Origin of the sequence: Candidatus Finniella inopinata (genome assembly GCF_004210305.1) — a bacterium.
Lineage (GTDB): Bacteria > Pseudomonadota > Alphaproteobacteria > Paracaedibacterales > CAIULA01 > Finniella > Finniella inopinata_A.
The window spans coordinates 84236-105000 of sequence record NZ_SCFB01000004.1 but is presented as its reverse complement, the minus strand read 5'-3'; the positions used below and the strand labels follow the sequence as shown (position 1 = coordinate 105000).

At 44.4% G+C, this 20765-nt stretch carries 16 protein-coding genes (1 of these 16 cut by a window edge); 12 read left to right on the top strand and 4 right to left on the bottom strand.

What is annotated here, in order from left to right; all coding sequences use genetic code 11:
- The 5 genes in view from EQU50_RS02355 to EQU50_RS02335 are tightly spaced (at most 2 nt apart) and all read left to right on the top strand, a layout consistent with a single transcriptional unit that may run on beyond the window.
- A protein-coding gene (locus EQU50_RS02355; protein ID WP_130153556.1) for an alpha/beta hydrolase crosses the window boundary here: on the top strand, nucleotides 1–587 show its 3' portion. Its footprint begins 103 nt before the window's first position; the window shows 587 of its 690 coding nt (coding positions 104–690); the start codon falls outside the window, past its left edge; its stop codon occupies nucleotides 585–587.
- The gene (mdh, locus tag EQU50_RS02350) at nucleotides 580–1530 is read left to right on the top strand and encodes a malate dehydrogenase (protein ID WP_130153555.1); all 951 of its coding nucleotides are present in this window, start codon (nucleotides 580–582) and stop codon (nucleotides 1528–1530) included. Before EQU50_RS02355 ends, mdh begins: the two co-directional genes overlap by 8 nt.
- Complete coding sequence (sucC, locus tag EQU50_RS02345) at nucleotides 1530–2690, top strand: ADP-forming succinate--CoA ligase subunit beta (protein ID WP_130153554.1); 1161 nt, start codon at nucleotides 1530–1532, stop codon at nucleotides 2688–2690. Before mdh ends, sucC begins: the two co-directional genes overlap by 1 nt.
- Entirely contained in the window at nucleotides 2690–3574 is an 885-nt protein-coding gene (sucD, locus tag EQU50_RS02340; RefSeq protein WP_130153553.1) for a succinate--CoA ligase subunit alpha, read from the top strand. Before sucC ends, sucD begins: the two co-directional genes overlap by 1 nt.
- Before the next feature lie 2 nt (nucleotides 3575–3576).
- Nucleotides 3577–6105 (top strand): 2-oxoglutarate dehydrogenase E1 component, encoded by a 2529-nt coding sequence (locus EQU50_RS02335; RefSeq protein WP_130153552.1) that lies wholly within the window; start codon nucleotides 3577–3579, stop codon nucleotides 6103–6105.
- On the opposite strand, the gene rsmA is transcribed toward EQU50_RS02335, so the two are convergent.
- Complete coding sequence (gene rsmA, locus EQU50_RS02330; protein ID WP_207216294.1) at nucleotides 6098–6952, bottom strand: 16S rRNA (adenine(1518)-N(6)/adenine(1519)-N(6))-dimethyltransferase RsmA; 855 nt, start codon at nucleotides 6950–6952, stop codon at nucleotides 6098–6100. The genes EQU50_RS02335 and rsmA overlap by 8 nt on opposite strands.
- 5 nt (nucleotides 6953–6957) lie before the next feature.
- Nucleotides 6958–8292 carry a peptidylprolyl isomerase gene (locus tag EQU50_RS02325; protein WP_130153551.1) on the bottom strand — a complete coding sequence of 445 codons (1335 nt, stop codon included), beginning with the start codon at nucleotides 8290–8292 and terminating at the stop codon, nucleotides 6958–6960.
- Nucleotides 8293–8400: 108 nt separating this feature from the next.
- Between EQU50_RS02325 and EQU50_RS02320 the strand changes: the two genes are divergently transcribed.
- The 4 genes from EQU50_RS02320 (at nucleotide 8401) to EQU50_RS02305 (ending at nucleotide 14326) form a co-directional block, all read left to right on the top strand.
- Nucleotides 8401–9525 (top strand): LptF/LptG family permease, encoded by a 1125-nt coding sequence (locus tag EQU50_RS02320; protein ID WP_130153550.1) that lies wholly within the window; start codon nucleotides 8401–8403, stop codon nucleotides 9523–9525.
- Entirely contained in the window at nucleotides 9522–10628 is a 1107-nt protein-coding gene (locus EQU50_RS02315) for an LptF/LptG family permease (RefSeq protein WP_130153549.1), read from the top strand. The genes EQU50_RS02320 and EQU50_RS02315 overlap by 4 nt, the downstream gene beginning before the upstream one ends.
- Nucleotides 10625–12964 carry an LPS-assembly protein LptD gene (locus tag EQU50_RS02310; RefSeq protein ID WP_130153548.1) on the top strand — a complete coding sequence of 780 codons (2340 nt, stop codon included), beginning with the start codon at nucleotides 10625–10627 and terminating at the stop codon, nucleotides 12962–12964. Before EQU50_RS02315 ends, EQU50_RS02310 begins: the two co-directional genes overlap by 4 nt.
- Before the next feature lie 363 nt (nucleotides 12965–13327).
- Complete coding sequence (locus tag EQU50_RS02305; RefSeq protein ID WP_242508807.1) at nucleotides 13328–14326, top strand: KpsF/GutQ family sugar-phosphate isomerase; 999 nt, start codon at nucleotides 13328–13330, stop codon at nucleotides 14324–14326.
- Between the two features lie 21 nt (nucleotides 14327–14347).
- Here the strand turns inward: EQU50_RS02305 and EQU50_RS02300 are convergent, their stop codons facing one another.
- Nucleotides 14348–16153 (bottom strand): hypothetical protein, encoded by a 1806-nt coding sequence (locus EQU50_RS02300; protein ID WP_130153547.1) that lies wholly within the window; start codon nucleotides 16151–16153, stop codon nucleotides 14348–14350.
- Nucleotides 16154–16376: 223 nt separating this feature from the next.
- Here EQU50_RS02300 and EQU50_RS02295 point away from each other — a divergent pair, with 223 nt between their 5' ends.
- Nucleotides 16377–17060: an RlmE family RNA methyltransferase gene (locus EQU50_RS02295; RefSeq protein ID WP_207216293.1), complete on the top strand. Its 684-nt coding sequence runs from the start codon at nucleotides 16377–16379 to the stop codon at nucleotides 17058–17060.
- The gene (locus tag EQU50_RS02290; RefSeq protein ID WP_130153545.1) at nucleotides 17061–17879 is read left to right on the top strand and encodes a DUF2608 domain-containing protein; all 819 of its coding nucleotides are present in this window, start codon (nucleotides 17061–17063) and stop codon (nucleotides 17877–17879) included.
- A gap of 247 nt (nucleotides 17880–18126) precedes the next feature.
- Here the strand turns inward: EQU50_RS02290 and EQU50_RS02285 are convergent, their stop codons facing one another.
- Entirely contained in the window at nucleotides 18127–18945 is an 819-nt protein-coding gene (locus EQU50_RS02285; RefSeq protein ID WP_130153544.1) for a hypothetical protein, read from the bottom strand.
- A gap of 469 nt (nucleotides 18946–19414) precedes the next feature.
- Between EQU50_RS02285 and EQU50_RS02280 the strand changes: the two genes are divergently transcribed.
- A complete protein-coding gene (locus EQU50_RS02280) occupies nucleotides 19415–20674 on the top strand; it encodes an MFS transporter (protein WP_130153543.1) in 1260 nt (419 codons plus the stop codon).
- Nucleotides 20675–20765: the final 91 nt, after the last annotated feature.

The window sequence follows — 20765 nt, the reverse complement described above, 5'->3', positions numbered from 1 at the left end:
ACGGGGCGTCGGGCGATAACCTTCTGGATTTGTCTTACCATTGGCAAGATTCTCTGCCGAATGCCTTTTTTGCGGCCCCCAATGCGCCCGAAACTTGCGAAGTTAATCCCTTTGGTTATCAGTGGTTTGGCCTGCCTGACCTGTCGCCTGTAAATATACGCCTGGGCCTTGATCGCGCGACGCCGGTGTTACAAAATTACCTGCAACAGCTGATGACGACATATCAGTTGGCCCCGCAAGATGTGGCGGTTGTTGGATTTTCCCAAGGGGCAATGATTGCCCTTGATATGATGTTTTTAATGCCAACTTTGGCGGGCGTTATAGGGTATTCGGGTGTGTTTTTGCCCCCAAAGCGTCCTTCCTCTCCCCCCCAAACCAAGGCGTTATTGGTTCACGGCACCCTTGATATGGTTGTGCCTTATTCTGCGCTTATCCAATCGCAATCGGCTTTGAAAGACTATGGTGTTTCTTTTGAAACCCACACGTGTCACGGGCTTGACCACAGTATCAGCCCTGATGGCATTCAGGTGGGGCGAGCCTTTCTAAACCAAGTTCTATACCCAGCAAAAGGAGCAATGTATGCGTAAAAAAATTGGTCTGATTGGCGGCGGCAATATTGGCGCCACGTTGGCTCATCTTATTCTTCAACGGAACTTGGGGGATGTGGTGTTGGTTGATATTGCTGAGGGGGTAACGCAAGGCAAAGCCCTTGATCTTTATCAAGCCGCAGCCATTGATGACCTGAACGGGCATATTGTAGGCACCCAAGATTACAGCGCCCTGAAGGGGGCTGATGCTGTTGTGGTAACGGCTGGCGTTCCCCGTAAACCAGGGATGAGTCGGGATGATTTACTTCAAATCAACAGCCAAATCATCAAAGAAATTGGTCAACAGATCCGTCAGCATTGCCCCAAGGCGTTTGTTGTGGTGGTGACGAATCCTTTAGATGCGATGGTGTGGCTGATGCAAAAAAGCAGTGGTCTGCCCACCCATCAGGTGGTTGGGATGGCGGGAATTTTGGACAGCGGTCGGTTTCGACATTTTCTGGCCGTGGCTTTAGGGGTAGCGGTTCAAGATGTGAAAACCTTTGTGCTGGGTGGGCATGGGGACAACATGGTGGCCTTGCCTCGACATACAACCGTTGCGGGCATCCCTTTGCAGACATGGATTGATCAAGGGAAACTGTCGTCACAACAGTTAGACGACATGATCAAACGTACTCAAAATGGCGGTGCTGAAATCGTGAACCTAATGAAAACAGGCTCGGCCTATTACGCGCCTGCCAGCGCCGCATTGCAAATGGTGGAGGCTTACCTGTTTGATGAAAAAAGGATTTTGCCTTGTGCTGCGTTTTTAAACGGCGAATATGGCGTAAAAGATATTTACGCGGGCGTGCCTGTTATGATTGGAGCCGGCGGTGCCGAAAAAGTGATTGAACTGGATCTGAACGCGGTTGAGAAACAACAATTCGAAGCCTCTGTGTCGTCGGTGCAAAAACTTGTTGATGACCTTAAAGCATTGGGCTTTTAATGAATTTACACGAATACCAGGCCAAGCAAATATTGGCCGACTTTGGCGTTCCCATACTTTTCGGGAAGGTCGCATACACCCCCGACCAGGCGGTTGAAGTTGCCCAAACTCTGGGTGGAGACCTGTGGGTTGTAAAGGCCCAGATTCATGCCGGAGGACGGGGGAAGGCAGGGGGGGTGCTTTTGGCCCATTCTTTGGCCGAAGTTAAAGACTCTGCCCACACCCTTTTAAACCGTTCCTTGGTGACAGCCCAAACCGGCCCGCAGGGCGAATTGGTTGAATGTGTTTATGTGGAGCAAGGATGCGCCATTGAACGGGAACTTTATGTAAGCCTGAGTCTGAACCGACGTGCTGGCCAATTATGCCTGGTCGCCTCGGCATCTGGGGGGGTTGCCATTGAAGAGGTTGCCCATAAAAATCCCGAGGCCATTGATCAAATTCTGATTGATCCGTTTTTGGGGATACAGCCCTATCACTTGCAACGGTTGGGGAAAAGTTTAAGCTTGCCGACTGACATTCTTGAACCCTTCCTTAAAAGTTTGTATCAAGCGTATATCCAATTTGATGCCAGCCTTATAGAAATTAATCCGTTGGCCGCCACCAAGCAGGGAAAGCTGGTGGCCCTGGACGCCAAGATGGCCATAGACGATAATGCGGCCTATCGCCAACCGTTTATTAAGGAATGGGAGCGGACTAACCCCTTACCAGCTGAGGAACAAAAAGCGCAAGACTATGGGCTCAGCTATGTCAAGCTTTACGGGGATATTGCCTGCATGGTGAATGGTGCTGGGCTTGCCATGGCAACCCTTGATTTGATACAAGGCCATGGCGGTAAGCCGGCGAATTTTCTGGACATTGGGGGCAGTGCTGACCAGGAACGTGTTGAGGTTGCTTTTCAACTGATCACAGCCGATCCAAAAGTTAAGGTGGTCTTTATCAATATTTTTGGAGGCATTATTCAGTGCGACATGATTGCAAACAGCATCGTGGCGGCGGCTCAACAAAAGGCATTCGATAGGCCGATTGTTGTGCGATTGGAAGGGGCGCATTCTGTGGAGGCCAGGCAGATTTTAGCGACGTCAGGACTTGCGATCGTCCCCGTAAGTAATTTGGAAGAGGCCGCCCAAGAAATCATGCGGGCCACAAAGGAGCACCCATAATGGCTATTCTTGTTGATCACAACACGCGGGTTATTTGCCAAGGGTTTACAGGCAAAAACGGCACTTTCCATTCTAAGCAGGCCTTAGACTATGGTACCAAACTGGTGGGGGGAGTCTCGCCCGGCAAGGGTGGACAGGTCCATTTGGGATTGCCAGTTTTTGACACGGTTTACGATGCCGTTAAAGCCACCCAGGCGGAAGCCAGCGTCATTTATGTGCCGGCAGCTTATGCGGCCCAGGCGATTTATGAGGCGGCGGAGGCTGGTATTAAGCTGATTGTCTGCATTACGGAAGGCATTCCAACCTTGGACATGATATCCGTCAAACGGTTTTTAAAGGGCACCCAATCACGACTGATAGGGCCCAATTGTCCCGGTATTATCACGCCAAATGCCTGCAAGATCGGCATTATGCCGGGATCCATCCATCAGCCTGGCTCGATTGGGGTAGTGTCCCGTTCTGGGACCTTAACGTACGAGGCTGTTTGGCAAACAACCCAGGTTGGATTGGGTCAAAGCACCTGTGTTGGCATCGGTGGCGACCCTGTCAAAGGTACAAGTTTTGTGGATGTCTTAGAGCTGTTTTGGCAAGACCCTGACACGAAAGGGATCCTGATGATCGGGGAAATTGGGGGTGACGAGGAACAACAGGCAGCCAAGTTTATCAGTCATCAACGAAGCCACGGTCGTTCTAAACCGGTGGCTGCCTTTATCGCTGGTGTGACGGCGCCGCCGGGGAAACGCATGGGTCATGCTGGCGCGATCACAGCGGGAGACCAAGACACGGCCGCGGCAAAGATTGAGGCGTTGAGACAACATGGTGTTCTGATCGCCGAGACCCCGGCTTTACTGGGACAAACCATGCTGACAGCGATGAAGGGATAAAGATGGATTTCGATCGATACCGCCCGGAAACTTTGTTGACCCAGACTAATCGTGATTATTTAATCGGTTTGTATCAAGAGTATAAAAAAGACCCTGCGTCGGTTTCCAAGGAATGGCAACAATGGTTTCAAGAGTTTCCTTTGGAGGATATCGTATCGGAACAACTGCCAACCTGGCCAAAACTGCCAGACGCTTCTATTTCAGATGACCATGCCACTTATGCTTATCGTCAATGGGGTCATATCCTTGCCAAGCTGGACCCTTTGGGGTTAGAAAATCCTAAGTGTTTGCCCGATCTGCAAACGCCCCACAACTTAGAAAAAATATACAGCCAAACCATTGGCCTGGAATTTATGCACGTTGAGAACAAGGCGGAGCGCCTGTGGCTGCAAGATCAGTTCGAAAACAGGATGGTTTCTTTTACCGACTCTCAAAAACTGGGATTCTTTGATCAGTTGCAAAAAACAGAACTGTTGGAAAAGTTTCTGCAAACGAAGTTTCCTGGGGCCAAACGATTTAGCATCGAAGGGAACGATACGCTTATTCCTGCCCTTGAACATAGTCTAGGTCTGGTTACTCAGCGCGGTACAAAAACGGTTGTCATCGGCATGGCCCATCGGGGGCGTTTGTCAGTGATGGCCCATATTCTTAAGAAACCCCTTCCTCTTATTTTTGGCACTTTCAATGATCGCAGTCCCCATGATGACTTTCCAGGCAGCGGCGATGTTAAATATCATCAAGGGTATCAATCGCAGCGTGATGTTAATGGCCAACCCTTAGACTTAACCATTCTGTCCAATCCGTCTCATCTGGAATCCATTGTGCCCATCGCCATGGGTCGCGCCCGTTCTTTGCAAGGCCAAAATAATAATGCTCTGGCCATTTTGATCCATGGCGATGGGGCATTTTCAGGGCAGGGAATTGTTTATGAGTCACTGCAATTATCACAATTGCCGGGGTATCAGGTGGGTGGCAGCTTGCACATCATTTTGAACAACCAAATTGGTTTTACGACAACGGCGCAAGAGGGGCGATCGACGCGATACTGCACAGATGTTGCCAAAGCCATGGGATGTCCCATTGTGCATGTGAATGCCGATGATGTGGAAATGGTGGTTTGGGCGTTTGAGATGGCGATTCAGTATCGTTATCAATTCCACAAAGATATTGTGATCGATTTGGTGGGGTATCGCCGCCATGGTCATAACGAGGGGGATGAACCCAGTTACACTCAGCCGGTGATGTATAAGGCGATTGCTGAAAAACTCACGGTTTCCAGCCTGTATGGACAGCAGTTGAAAGATCAAGGTCTTTCAATACCCGATCAGGAGGCTTATCGTAAAACTTTGCAAGAAGGTTTAAAGGAAAAACCTGATTGGAAGTTACCTTCATTGCCACTGCAGGCGCAATTGCGTGATGTTGATTTAACCACACTAAAAAAACTCGGTTTGGTAATTCATACAGTTCCAAATAATTTCCAATGTCATTCCAAACTGGAACGGATCCTGGTCAAGCGACGTGAACAGATTGAAAATGAAAAACCCCTGGATTGGGCAACGGCTGAAAGTTTAGCGTTTGCCAGTTTATTAGACCAGGGGAACCCCGTGAGGTTGGTGGGGCAAGACACCAAACGAGGTACATTTTCCCAGCGGCACGGGGAATGGGTGGATATGCAAACCAACGCTCCCTATATCCCCCTGAAATCGTTAGGGGCCTTTGAGTGTATCAACAGCCCCCTGTCAGAGGCCGCTGCGCTTGGGTTTGAATATGGGTACAGCCTGGCCCTGAAGGGTTTGAAAATCTGGGAGGCTCAATTTGGTGATTTCGTGAATGGAGCACAGGTTATCATTGATCAATACATATCGGCCGCCTATGGCAAATGGTTGCAGCCGTCAAATTTAGTTTTGTTATTACCCCATGGTTATGAGGGGCAGGGGCCTGAGCATTCCTCGACACGTCTGGAACGGTTTTTACAACTTAGCGCTGAAGAAAATTGGCGAGTGGCTGTTTGCTCAACGCCAGCTAACTATTTCCACCTGTTAAGGCAGCAGGTTGAAAGCCAGAGACCCTTAATCGCGTTGACACCAAAGTCATTATTGCGCAACCCCGAAACTGTCTCGTTGTGGAACGACTTTGGTGATATTTTTCACCCTGTGATAGATGACCCGTTTTTGCCGGCGGCTCAGGCTGAGAAAATTATATTTTGCACGGGAAAAGTTTATTACGATTTGGCCGCCCATCGCCAACAACGCCAGGACACAAAAACAGCCATCGTTCGCCTGGAACAGCTTTATCCCTTTCCTGGACAAGAGTTGGCGGACTTGTTGAGAAATAGTCAGGCCAAAACTTGGGTTTGGTGCCAAGAGGAGCCGCAGAATATGGGAGCCTGGTCATTTGTTGCACCCTTGTTAAAAGCCCTAAATCCTGATGTTACCTACGCCGGTCGCCCATCCGCTGCCTCTCCTGCCACAGGCTTCGCCGGTCGCCATGCCAGGGAACAGGCGCAACTTGTTGAGGCGGCTTTTAACTGAGTTGGCTGTAAAACTTGGCTAGCTGCCGATAGTGATCAAGGGTCAGGTTTTCAGGGCGTTCTTGAGGCGGGACGTTAATAAGGGCCAGGACCTCTTCTAATTTTTCCTCTCCAAACAACGGCTTTAAACTTTTACGAATCATTTTGCGCCGTTGGCCAAAGGCCCCCATCGTTACCTTTTCCAAATAGGGCACCAAACTTTTGGCCTCGTCTGACAACACCTTTGGATGAAGGTGCACAACAGATGAAAAGACTTTGGGGGGAGGCGTAAAGGATTGAGGCGATAAATCAAACAGCCTCTCAGCCTCACAAAGATATTGGCATAAAATTGACAAACGACCGTAATCGCCGCTGCCTGGGGGCGCCACAATTCGTAAGGCAACCTCTCTTTGAAACATCAGAGTTAGAGAATGCAAGCCGGCTAGATTTTTAAGCCAATTCAACAATAATTGTGTGCCGACATTATAAGGCAAATTGGCGATTATCTTAAGGGGAGAGGGGGTTAATGTTTGGGGGACGACTTTTAAGGCATCGGCTTGTACCAGGGTCAATCTGCCCTGGCTGGCCTCAAGCAATGGTTGCAGGGCCGCTACACAGTTTCGGTCGCGCTCGACGGCATATACGTGATCAGCACCCGCTTTTAACAACGATCGTGTTAAACCGCCCGGTCCTGGACCTATCTCGATCACATGAAAACCTGTCAGAACCCCCGCAGCCTTCGCAATGCGATCGGTAATGGACGGGTCCAATAGAAAATTCTGGCCCAATCGTTTTGATAGCTTTTTATCCCCCAACAAGCCGTGATCCTTGATGACTTGGCTTAGAGAGGGAAGAGTGTCGATTTTCACTTTATCTACGTCTTATCCTCTATAAACGCGATACTGTGAATTTTATTAAATTCCCGCGCCGCTATTTTGCCGAATTTTTCCTGTTCCAACATATTCCTAATGTCATCGGTCGTCGGCAATTTGAATGTGGGCGCCGTTTTGCTGCAAACCATGGTCACGATCAAATGTTCAGGGGTGCGAATCGGCTGCAAGCATTGACCAACGGGGGCTTGGTGAAACAGTTTTTGTAAAGGTGCCGGTAAAGACTTCATGGGCATTTGCGGTGACGTTTCACATTGATACTCATATTCCTGGGCTTTTTCCTCTAATTTCTTATGGTCCTTAATTTCCTTCATCTCTGCAACACGCGTTTCAACCAGCTGATAGTCTTCCTCGGTAATGTTGTCGTGATAAGGAATCAAAACCTGCTTATAGGTGATTTGTGTTTGTCCAATCGGGGCCTGGTTCGGTTTTTTCATGTCTTTCAACAAAATAATTTTATAACCCATACTGGTACGTATGGGAGACGTAAACTCCCCTGGTTTTAATTTGACAACATGGGGTTCAAGGGCTGGATCCATCTGTCCACCCGCAAACCACCCCATGTAGCCTCCGGAAGCTGATGTTGTGCTTTCCGAGAATTGCTGCGCCATAACATGGAAATGAGCCCCATGTTGCAGCTGTTGGTGAAGCTTAGCTGCTTCTTGAGCAATGGCACTTTGCTTCGCGGGGGAATCTACGCTTAAGGAAATTTCCATTAACTCAAACTGTTCCTTGTTTTCATTATCTTCCAATTGTTTCAGTTTATTTTGAATCTCAGCATCGCTGATTTGGACAACACCACCAAAGGCCTCACGAATGGTCCGCGCCCAAGAAATTTGCGCCCGCAAACGATCCTTTAAGGTTTGTATGTTGACCCCTTTGTCTTTAAACATCTGGGTCATTTCTTCGAGGGTCATGTTGTTTTCTTTGGCAATATTTTTAAGCGCATGCTCTACCTCAGCGTCAGATATAAAAACCTTTTGCAATTTGGCGGCTTGCAGTTGAATCTTTTCATCAATCAAGCTTTTCTTAACTTGATTCTCGACCGTTTTAAGCATTTCAGGAGTGTTCTCAACACCAGACGTCATAAGGACCAAGCGTGCGCGATCTTGTATGTCTTGAAATGTGATGACGTCTTTGTTAACTATAATTGCAATTCTAGCCCCGTCTTGATCAGTTGGGCCCTTCTGTTTTTTGCTGGGAGGCTGCGTCGTTTCTTGGGTCTGACTGTCAGGCGCCTTTCTTTTTTCTGCTTGGGACTCACCAATTAAGGTTAAGGCCGAAAAAATACTGAAAACTGTTAAAATTTTATAATGCATGGGGATCCTAAGTTGTCGTATACAAGCTAATGTTCCTATTTTCTGGTTGACTTCTTATAACAGAAATCGTCCTATAAATTCCAACACTTTATTGGTTTGAACTATTTAATGAATATATTATTTAGGTATATTTTTAAAAAACTTTTTAATGTCACCATAGGTTTAAGTTTTATTTTAATTGGAATTGTCTGGTTAACGCAGTCCCTTCGCTTTATTGAAATTATTGTTAATCACAATATATCGCTTAAAACTTACCTCTCTTTAATTATTTGTTTGATCCCTGATTTGTTGTCAACCATTTTGCCCATTTGTCTGTTGATTTCAGGCCTTTATACCTACCACAAATTAAAATCAGATCACGAATTGCACGTTTTTTACGCCATTGGTTTAAGTCCCTCCCAAGTTGCACGCCCCTTATTGCTATTGGCTTTTCTTTTGATGACATCGGTTTTTGTGATCAATATTTTCGTCGCGCCCCTTTCTTTTCAACATTTTCGCCGCCAAGAATTTCAAATTCGCAATCAATTTTCTTTATCTTGGATTCGCGAGGGGACTTTTAATCAGGTCAAGGGTATCACCACCTATGTACGGGAACACACAAGGAATGGGGAGCTGAAGGGGGTTTTTATCTATAACCCTCAAAATCAAAAAACCACGCTGCAATCGAACAAAGGGGTTCCCTACACGATTATTGCGGAATCAGGGGCTGTTGAAAAAAATAAAGACGGGTTGTTTCTTATTTTAAAAAAAGGAATCCGACAAGAGCTGAATCCTGTAACGCAAAAAATCGCGCTGTTTTCTTTTGATACTTTGAAATATCACGTTCCGACTGATCAGGATGCCAACGCTGTTCGTCTAGCAAAACCTTATGAAAAGCCATTGGCAGAGCTTTTTAATCCCCCAGAAAATACAGACCCGCGAAGCGTCGCCAAAATGCGTGTAGAGGGTCATCAGCGGCTTTTGCTGCCATGGATTACTATTATGAATGCCTTTATAGCAGGGGCATTCACGTTGTTAGGCAGCTTCAATCGACGAAAGGGCCGCTATAAAATCTTTTTGGCCGCAACCGTTTCCTTGTTGATTCACACAACTGTTGTGACGCTTTTGAACCTTAGCGTTGATCACCTTTACACTATAAAACTTGCCTATGGTGCTATTGCCCTTTCTATCATTGTGTTTATGGTCATCTTGAAGGTTAATTTTTCTGGATTGTTGAGGGGGCGGAATAAATGATTTTATTTTTGATCTCCACTCTTAATCGATATTTTTGTCGATATTTTCTTTTTTGGTTTGTTGTTTGTTTGTCGGTCATTTTATGCATTGTCAGTCTATTTGAAAGCATTGAACTTTTAAGACGTGCGATGGCAAAGCCTGATGTTCCATTGTCCCTGATCATTGAGATGGTGGTTTTAAAAGTCCCTTCTCACATCAATACTCTGTTACCCTTTGTTAGTTTTTTTGCCGTCATCTTAAGTTTGTGGCGATTAAACCAGAATCAAGAATTGCTGGTAGCAAGGGCGGCAGGGTTGTCGATATGGCAACTGATTATTGGGCTTAATATTGCTGTCATATTCCTTCATATTACCTATTTATTTATTGTTAATCCCGTCGGTGCTGCTATGGCTGGTCGTTATAACAGATTAGAGGAAACGTATTTTTCCAAAGGGAATAACTCGCTTACCGTTTCATCGAATGGTCTGTGGCTTTGTGAAAATAATGATCAGGAGAAAACCATTATTCACACCCAACATTTTGACCTTGCTGAAAACTGGTTTGAAAATGTTACGTTCTATGTTTTCAATAAAAACGAACAATTCATCGGTCGCTACGATGCAAAAAAAGCCATCTTGGAAGATGGTGAATGGAAACTAACAGGGGTTTCTTATTGGTCAAAAGAAAATGAACAAAGCCAATTTTACCCTTCTTTGTCTCGTCCTGCCACAGTATCCCTTGATAGAATTGAGGAGAATTATGCGGCCCCTGAAACTTTATCTTTTTGGCAGATTCCAGATTTTATTAAAACCCTTAAGAAAACGGGGTTATCAGTGCGTCGTTATGAATTGTATTGGCACAAACAAATTGCCAAAGGTGGCCTGATGGTGGCCTTAACTTTCTTGGCTGTTTTGTTTTGTCTTTACCCAAAGCGATATCGACAAGGATCATCTTTGCTGGGTTTGGGTATTTTATGTGGTTTCGTGATTTATTTTTTAAGCGATATTGTTTACGCTTTAGGAATGGCTGAAAAGATTCCTATGATTTTGTCTGTATGGTTAGTTCCCCTGGTGACAAGTATGTTAAGTATTGCCTGGCTGTTGCGCGTTGAGCATGGCTCATGAGTATACCCCTTCGTACACTCCGGGCGCTGACCCCTTATTTTCGCATTCAGATTCTGAAATTCATTGGGTGTGGCTGGTTGTTTTTTGTTTGGATAGGCTTCAACATTGCTGTTGCAAAAGAACCCATTAATCAGATGCCTTTGTATCTAGACGCCGAAAAAATTGTCTATTCCCAAAAAAAAAATACAGTCACAGCCACAGGCAAAGTTCATATTCGCCAATATGTTCCCGATGCTAAAACCTGGCGTCACATTTATGCTGAAAACCTTTCCTATCAAAAATCTTTTCTGACCCCTGGAAAGATTTCTGCCTGGGGCAAGGTATGGTTGTATGAGCCCAATGGGGATGTGTGGCAAACAGATTCCCTTGAATTTACCGATCGATTTGATGAAGGTTTAACAAAGAACTTAAAACTTCTGACCCAAGACCAAAGCCGTTTATCCGCTTCAAAAAGTCATCGATCTGGTCCTGAAACGCATTTTGAGGATGTGGACTATTCCCCCTGTAAAGTTTGTGCCTTGGACCATTGTCAACCTGAACAGACGAAAACACCTTTATGGCAATTAAGGGCTGCTGAAGTTACCCATGATCAGGAAAGCCAAACAGTAACTTACCGCCATGCCCGACTTGAAGTTAAGGGTGTACCTGTTCTGTATTCCCCTTATTTTTCCCACCCAGATCCCAAAGTTAAACGCAAATCAGGGTTATTATTTCCCGTTTATGGTGTCAGCAAGGATTTGGGTATGATGCTAAGCGTTCCTGTTTACTACGTTATTGCGCCGAACAGAGATCTAACCATTACACCCATCTTTACCAGCAAACAAAGTGGCATCATCGCTGCTGAATACCGGCATCGTTTTCACGATGGTGAGGCTAAATTTGCGGGCAGCTATACACGTACACAGAACTTACCGAAGGTCATCAATCCACCGCTTAACGCGCCAAGACCTCCCAAACCAGATCGTTGGCACATCGCCGGAAAAACCCGTTACGATATGAATGAACGACAAAGGCTAGGACTTGATATTAACCGTGCCAGCGACACGACGTATCTTAGCCGCTATCCCATTAATCGACAGACGCCAAATTTTATCCAGAATAAAAACCTAACCTCATCGCTGACTTTTGAACAGTTTGAAACCAATACTTATTTTGGGGTCAGGAACTATATGTTCCAAACTGATACCCCAAAAACGACACCCTTTGTGGCCCCTATGGCCAACTTCCACCATCAGACTACCCCTGATAAAATAGGTGGTGCTCTCTCTGTTGAGGGGAATTTTTTATCCGTATCTCGTCAGTCACCTGTCCCAGGACAGCAGGCGACCCAGATGCAACGGATGTCCGCTGGCGTCTATTGGAAGCTGCCTTACATAACAGAGGGCGGGCACCTTATCACGACAAAATTGGGGACACGTGGGGATGGTTATTACACCCGCCATTATCAATCAAATAAGAGTGTCATAGGCAATGTTCCGCAAGAAAAAACTACAGGGCGCCTTCTTCCTCAGGCCAGCCTGGATTGGCGTTATCCGCTTACCACTACGGTGAATCAAGTCAATTGGTTGGTGCAACCTATGGCGGCGATCTTGGCTAGCCCAATTAGTAAAAGCACTAAAAACATTCCAAATGAGGATTCCACAATTTTTGAACTTGATGATACCAATTTGTTTCAGGCCAATCGCTTTAATGGAATTGACCGAACAGATTCGGGGTATCGGGCGGTATATGGATTGGACAATGAATTGCTGTTCACCCAACAGCGAAGTATATCCCTGTTTATGGGCCACAGTCGTCGTCTTGATAGACGCCAAGTGGTGCCTGTTAGTATGGGGGAGGACAAGAAGCAATCGGATTTTATTGGCTGTCTAAGAGTGAAGCCTGTTTCGTGGTTGATGGCACGTTACCGGTTAGCGTTGAATCCAAAGCTGCATCGGACCCGGTATTCAGAATTGGGTTTAAGTGTGGGAAATCGCCTTTTAAAGTTGGATATAGGACATGCCTTTTTAAACAAAACGGCCACCTTGAATGGTAGGGAACTTTCTCAGATCAATTGGCAGCTCAGTACTCAGGTTTTGGATAATTGGGCGCTGTCCTTTGCGCAGATTAAAAACTTGAAAAAAGGGCAGGGTGGAAATGCGCTGGCCAGTTTCGTTTTTGCCAGTTATAAAGATGAATGCTTCCAATTGAATGCGGGTGTTTACAAAACATCTTATGTGGATCGGGATATTCGTCCCGACTCTGGGTTTTTGTTGCAACTGGTTTTCAGAAATTTAGGGTCCTTTACACCCATGACAGCGCCCAAGTATCCGGGATCGATGCTAACGGCATTCTAAAAAACATCTTTTGAAACTCTACTCCACTGGACAATTGCTGCGTCACTCCGCTACTCGAATGCTCATGTACCCTTATTACACTCCGCTTCTGCGTTGCGTATGATCCTTGCACTTGCCTCACTGGAGCGAGTTTCGAAAGATGTCTGATTCTGTAGCTAATTCAAATGATTTTGCGAGTTTTTCTGTTGGATCTTTTTTTCATGAACGGCGCTTTAAAATCCTTCCGTAGCTGGCTATGCGCGGATTCTTCACCTTGTTTCTGTACAAAAACTCTTCCATAAAATTCCCGCAAAATCATTTGAAAGTGGTATAGTCTTTAAAAGTTTGAATACTGGGGCCAGTTTAAATGGTAACCAAAAGATTATGATGGCTGTAGCATTAGTGGAATCACCTCTGGAATCACCGACTCTCTCTTATTTGCAAATTGGCAAAGATGTGATCACGGCCGAGGCTGATGCCTTGCACGATTTGGCGAAGTCGTTGGATCGTTCTTTTGAACAGGCGATTACTTTGATGGCCAAAACCCAAGGTCGTTTGATCGTCAGTGGTATTGGCAAAAGTGGCCACATTGGCCGTAAAATAACCGCGACCTTCGCCTCCACCGGTCAGCCAGCCTTGTTCGTGCACCCAGCAGAGGCAAGTCACGGTGATTTGGGTATGATTGCCAAAGGCGACGTTTTGCTATTGATTTCTTATTCTGGTGAATCGAAAGAATTAACCACGATTGTCGATTATTGCCGTCGGTTGTCATTGCCGATCATTTCGATTACGGGGGGAGAACAATCAACCCTGGCTCGTTTTTCGTCGGTTTCCCTTGTGTTGCCAAAAGTATCAGAGGCGTGCCCGATGGGATTGGCGCCTACCACGTCAACCACAGTAACCCTTGCCTTGGGGGATGCTTTGGCTGTTGCTTTGCTGCGGCGCCGTGGGTTTTCAAAACAACAGTTTCATGCTTTTCACCCCGGGGGCAGCCTGGGGCAACAGCTGCGTCGCATTGCTGACTGTATGCATCAAGGGGCCAAGATTCCTTTGTTGCACGTATCGACATTAATGGACGAATGTTTGGTTAAAATGACGGCCCATGGGTTTGGATGTGTCGGTATTGTGGATGATCAGGAACATTTGGTTGGTATCATTACTGATGGTGACTTGCGCCGTCATATGAATCCGGGGTTGTTGACGCAAACCGTTGATCAAATTATGACCAAAAACCCCCTGACCATTTCCCCCGATTGCTTGGTGGTCGATGCCTTGGCCATTTTTGAACAAAAATCCATCACCAGCTTGTTCGTTTTGGATGATACGAAAACAATCGTGGGAATTGTGCACCTGCACGATTGTTTGCGAAGCCATGCGGCGTGATGGTTTAAGCCGGACCTAAATTTATTTTTTTTCTGCTTTGCCTTCTTTCTCAACGCTAAGTTGTTGGACAGCTTCTGTTGGGGCTTGGATTAGGCTCGTCATGCTCTTGGCAAATTCTTGTTCAAGAGATTCTGAACTTACACTTGTATCTTTATATAGTTCTCGGCTTGTAGCTAAAAAGAAATCGATGTTGTTTGTCAAAGAACTTCTAACAAGTTGAAGGCTTTTTATGGCAGTTGCTCGGCCTTCTGTGGGGTCGAGCGTAAGTGCCTCAAAGCTAAGGTTTGAACCTGCCCAGCGAAGCAACTTCAGGTTATCGCAAGCATTTTTATATTTGTGGTGAAGGGTTGGGAATGAATAATGCCAGCTTTCCCCTCTTTTGGAGGTTACGATAACATCGGTAAAGCGAGGGGTAGGTTTAACAATCGCCCTTTTAACGTCTTCTTTCGTAAATGTGCCAGACATATAGTGATTCAAAAAGGGTTTGGCATTCTCTGGTTTATCAACGATCTCTGTGATGATCTCGTCATTTGTCCTAAATGGTTTTCCATCTATTGGAGACGTGCAAAATGGGTCAAATTCGTTCTCCCACGACTCAATATCGCTTAAACTGTCCTTAGCATTCTTAGCCATTTGGGCTAAAAGGTCAGGTAGGATCTTTTTTTCAAAACATCCTGTCCAAGCGGTAGGTGTTTCACGGACCATCCAAAACAGAGCACTTAAGTTCCTATAATAGTCGTTTTGTGCCATAGGGGCAGTCTCTGAAATAGCTCGTCGATCCAAAGCCCTTAACAAAGATCTAAAACTGTTCGTCACAAGTTTATAATGGCCGGCCACTTGTTGCACAACAATGGGCATTGCTTCTTCATAATCGGCCCCTTTTGACACGGCTTCATCTAACAGGGTTCTTGCATATTGCCTTAAAGCACGACGCCGACCGTCGATAAGAAAATGCAAGTAGTCATGAACCGTAAAGGTTATGGGCGCCATTTTTACGCCATGGGCGCTTGTGGATTGGTCTGGTTTTGGAAGGGCAATGGGGAAATGGTCATCAAATTGGCAATCTAACAAGTAATGGATACCTAAATAGTTTTCGCCGGGAAGGGGAATATAATGTTGGATGGGTAAAATTTGCTCTAATTGTGTATGGAGTGTTTTATAAACCTCACTTGCTAAATTTGGCTGATAATAATCGTCATCATAAGCCTTTTTATATTGAATTTGATTTTTGTATTTCTCAATTTGTTTGACTGTCTGCATGTCAGATTTCCAGGCTTGGCCTAGCATGACTCCCTCGATCAATTCTTCAGCCGGCTTATAAAGATGTTTATATAAGTCCTTTTCATCATCACTGGGGGTGCTTTGAGCACCTTGTATCCTTAAGGCTAGCATGAGAAGCTCATTAGCTGAAACTGCGTTTTTGGCAATATATCTTTCCAGGTCTTTTAGAATAATATCTTTTCCATCAAACTTTAGAGAACCCACGTATGTCTGGAAAGCCTGAGCATAAGCGATTAGAAATCCATATGGATTGCTCTCCAAAAAGTCTGGTTGTGAAATAGTTGAAGGTTTTTTTCTTTCATCTTCTAAAAAAGCACACAAAGATTTTTGTGCTGCTCCTGGGATAGAAGGATTATTTTCCCCTGTGAAAAGCTTAGGGTGCATCGCTCGAATTCTCACCTCAATTTGCGTTAATGGCCTACTTGAGCAAGAGGATACACCAGAAGAACCATTAACATCATCAACAGCAGAACTAAAGCACGGTGTAAGAGATGTTGCCAAAAGAGCAATGGCTAGAAAAGAATGTTTTTGCGATAATGAAAACATAAGGATACTCCAAAAATACCATAATTATAGACGCTAACATGCTATCTGATGTCGCGCCAAGATCATTTCAAGGTCAATTTTCGGATTTTTTATATTTGTATAAAAGACGTTTTTCGTTTATTCATTGACTGTTTAAATTTTATCCCTATATTTGGGCCTTAGTGAAACAAAAAAATAATTGTTAGAAGCCTGATTGTTAGGTTTCCTTCGGCTAGTGATGGTTATGATTAAACCCCCCGCAAATAATATTGATAAAGTCAAATTAAAGGACAAGCGTGAACGCACAGCGTCGTCTCGTCAGTGGTTGTTGCGCCAATTAAACGACCCTTATGTTCACAAGGCAAAACACATGGGCTATCGCTCACGCGCGGCCTTTAAATTGCTGGAAATTGATCAAAAATTCAAACTGTTGAAGCCCGGCATAACCGTCATCGATTTGGGTGCGGCACCTGGTGGGTGGGCCCAGGTCGCCACACAAAAAGTCATAACGACTAAAAAACGGGGGCTTATTGTGGCCATCGATTTGCAAGATATCAAACCCCTAACCGATATTACATTTTTACAGGGGGATTTTTTGGATGAAGCGGTTCAGGCCCAGTTGCAAACCCTTTTGCCCGATAAAGCCGATGTGGTGCTCAGTGACATGGCAGCCCCTGCCTGTGGCATGACGGATGTGGATCATATAAGAATTATGGATTTATTGGAAAACGTTTATGAATTTTGTTTGGTCAGTTTGAAGCCGGGTGGGGCCATGGTGGCGAAGGTTTTGCGCGGCGGGGCTGAGAATGTTCTGCTGCAAAAATTGAAGAAAAGCTTTACCAAGGTCGTGCACTTCAAGCCCCCTGCCAGCCGCCAACATTCGTCAGAGATGTATGTGGTTTGTTTGGGGTTTAGGGGCGCTGCCTGAATGATCAAAGTTTTTAGGATGGGTTTGGCAATTGTGGCATTTTCCCCCATTGGTTGTTTTGCGGAAATCATACGGACTAACGATTTTTCTGTCGTAGAAAAGACCATGCAGTGCGCTGACCAAGAGACCCTGGTTATCTTTGATGTGGGTGAAGTGTTGATTGTGCCAACAGATGCCGCGCTTCATCCAAAGCATCGCCCCTATTTAAGGCAAAAAATTGATGAGGCAAGTGACTGTGGAAAAGATGCTGAAAAAGATGCCCTTTTGTGGAGTTATATCCAAAGAGATCAAAAACCAAAATTAGTCGATTTGCAAATGCCCCTACTAATTAAAGGTTTGCAGGCGAAAGGCATTCAAACCATCGCATTAACGAGTATGGTAGGCGGGGCTTTCGGCGTAATTGCTTCTATGGAAGAGTGGCGTTACCAACAACTCAAATCATTTGGCATTCAGTTTGAGAAGACTTGGCAAGGTCGTGACCAAATTTCCTTGGGTTTGGATGGCGTCAATTTTTATAAAGGCATTATTGTGGCTTGGTTTCACAAAAAAGGTGACGTCCTTAAAGAATTCTTAAAACATCACAACTTCAAGAAGATCATTTTCATTGATGATAATGTTAATCAAATTGAATCAGTTGCCGCCATTGAAAAAGAATTGGGTTTGAATATGACTTGTATCCATTATACAGCCGTTATGGATAGGCCTTCTGAGGTTCTCAATCAAAACCGTGCAGCATTTCAATTTGAAACTTTATTGAAAGAGAAGAAGTGGCTTTCTGATAAACAAGCAGATGAACGAATGAAATTTTTAGAAAGATGAAAAGAATTTAAGGGAAAAGCTTAGTGTGCTGACCAAGTTATCAAAATCCCACAAATTTGTAATGAAGCCAAATCGTCTTTGGTATAATCGTTTTACACTATCCATTAGGTCCAATCAGAAAAATTAGGTAAAAATCGGTAACAATAAATCTAACACGCTATGATTACAGAAATGACAAAGAGAGAGATGGCAAACTGAATGTGTCAGGGACATTCGCCTGAATCTTCTTTTTCTTGAAAAATCCAACTTATAATTTAACATCTTTTGAATAATCTAATTTTGGATTTGTTTTTATAATGCTCAGTATTCTGGTATTAATATCTTTGTTACCATTTCTTTGCGACATTGCAGACCAAAGTACAACTTTACAAGATATTAGTCTTTCTAAAGAAATAGATCTATCTTTTTTGGATAATTGGTTTGAACACTCCACAATATCCTTATAATCAGGAGGTGAATCCTTTTCGTCTGTCAGTTTACCCAAAATATCAGCTATTGTGTCACGATTAATCATTTCAAATGCAAGAGTCCTAATTTCCAAAGGCTCTGAAGCTAAATACGTTAAAATGTTAATGAGATATTTATCGTCCCCAGTTCCTTCAAAAGCTGCCCACAAATAATCCGTATTATCTGGTATTGGTTTAAAATCTCCTTTTTTTGCAAAATCAACGAGACTTATTTTATCAATGTCGATAATAGATAACGCCTTTTTTGGGGATGAAAAATTATAATTAAGCTCCTTTAATACGTCTTTGCCTCTTATTGTTACCAAAGCATTGGCTAATATCAATTTAACATCTTGAGAATATCTGTTGAATTGTATGATAATTTTTTCTATATGGGTCGGGTTTCTTTGTAAAAAGGCGGTCAGAAGAATATTCGTTATATTATCAATATGATCTTTTCCGTTTTGATCCCTTATCTTATTATTTTTTGTTTGCGCTATTTCCAAAACTAACTTTTCGAATTCAATGAAGGATGGTTTCAGGTAAAGAGATAGTTCAGCTGCGTAAAGTGATATAGTAAACAATGCGCACGTTACTAAAGTGGATAAGAATTTAAGCATAACGCCCGATCAGAATATAATTAAAATACGACTCACATTATAAAATTAGTGTACGGCGGTCAAATGTTGTTTCTTTTTTGTTAGGGCCACACCTTGGAGTTTTAGGGAAGGAAGAGAAAAGAAATTTGGAGGGCTTAATAAAAAGAGTAAATTTTATTTGGAACAAACCAAAAACTTAAACGAATTTTATGAACCTTTAATCTCCTCTATTTTTTTTGGTAATGCTTTTTCGTGACACCCAGCAAGGATAAAAACAATGGTTGTTATTTTAATGTAACAATAAGTTACTTCCAGTAAGTTTTCTCCCAAATCGTTTGACAGATACGCTGCCTAAGAACTAGACTTAAACCATGACATTATTTTTCATCATTCTCTCTTCTCTACGACTAGGCGGCTGCTGCCGTCATACATAGTTTATACCCTTTATTCCCATATCCTTTTTTTAATATTTACGACGAGTAGGTGATGTATGTCTAAACAGTTAGCCCGTACAGTCATTACCAGCATGACTGGTAATTTGTTCGAATGGTACGATTTCGCTTTATTTGGTTATTTTGCCCCTATTATTGGCAAACTTTTTTTCCCCAGTTTTGATCCGATCAGCCAGTTACTGTCTGCCTATGGTGCCTTTGCCGCTGGCTATTTAGCGCGGCCTTTGGGCGGGTTATTCTTCGGTTATATTGGCGACCGTCATGGCCGAAAAAAGGCATTGGTCTTAACAATTCTTTTTATGGCGGTGCCCACAGCTTTGATCGGTGTTTTGCCAACCTATGAGCACATTGGGGGCGCAGCGCCTGTTATTTTGATTCTTTTTCGCTTGCTTCAAGGCATATCCATGGGTGGTAACTACGCAGGCTCGATCACCTTTACAACCGAACACAGCACCAAAAACCGCCGTGGATTGGTTGGCAGTTTCACCGTTACCAGTTGTTTGTTGGGGTTGATGTTGGGGTCGGCAATGGCCGCCTTATTTTCCAGCATTTTAACCGATGCCCAAATGGAAGCCTGGGGATGGCGGTTGCCCTTTTTGGCCGGTATCTCTATTTGTGTGGTTGGATATTATTTACGTCGTAGTGTGGCAGAATCCCCTGTATATGAACAGGCCGAGAAAACCGGAAATCTGAGTCAAACGCCGGTTAGGGATGTATTCAAAAAACATGGCAGCAGTTTGTTGACGCTGGTTCTGGTGGTGATGTTGCACGACCTTAGCTTTTATATTTTGTTTGTTTACATGACAACCCATTTGACGGAATTTTTGCACCTCAGCAAAAGTATGGCCTTTACGATTAATACCATCAATATGGTTTTTGTCAGTTTGATTACCATCGGGTCTGCCTGGTTATCGGACATATATGGTCGGAAAATTGTGATGGGAACGGCCGCTGTTTTATTTATTGCGGGCACCATCCCTTTGATGATGGTCGTAAACCAAAGCGATCAGATGCTGTATATTTTCTTGGCTCAGGCACTGATGGCGGTGGGAGTCGGGGGATATTTTGGGCCGTTGCCCGCATTGATGGTTGAAACGTTTCCGACGGCCGTTCGAAATTCAGCCGTCTCGTTAACAACCAACATCAGTGGGCCTTTGTTCGGTGGGACAGCGCCGCAAATAGTCATTGTTTTCATTACTCTGACGGGGTCTAACCTGGTTCCAGCCTTTTATTTAACAGCGGGGGCGGTTGTTGCATTGATTGCTCTGACCCGGTTAAAATCCGTTTACACTGATTAGGTTGTGTGACTCATTAATGTTGGAGAAAAATCATTCCCTTAACCATTTTTTAACCATTTACATAGTAATCTGGTTTTGGTGGTTAGTTACA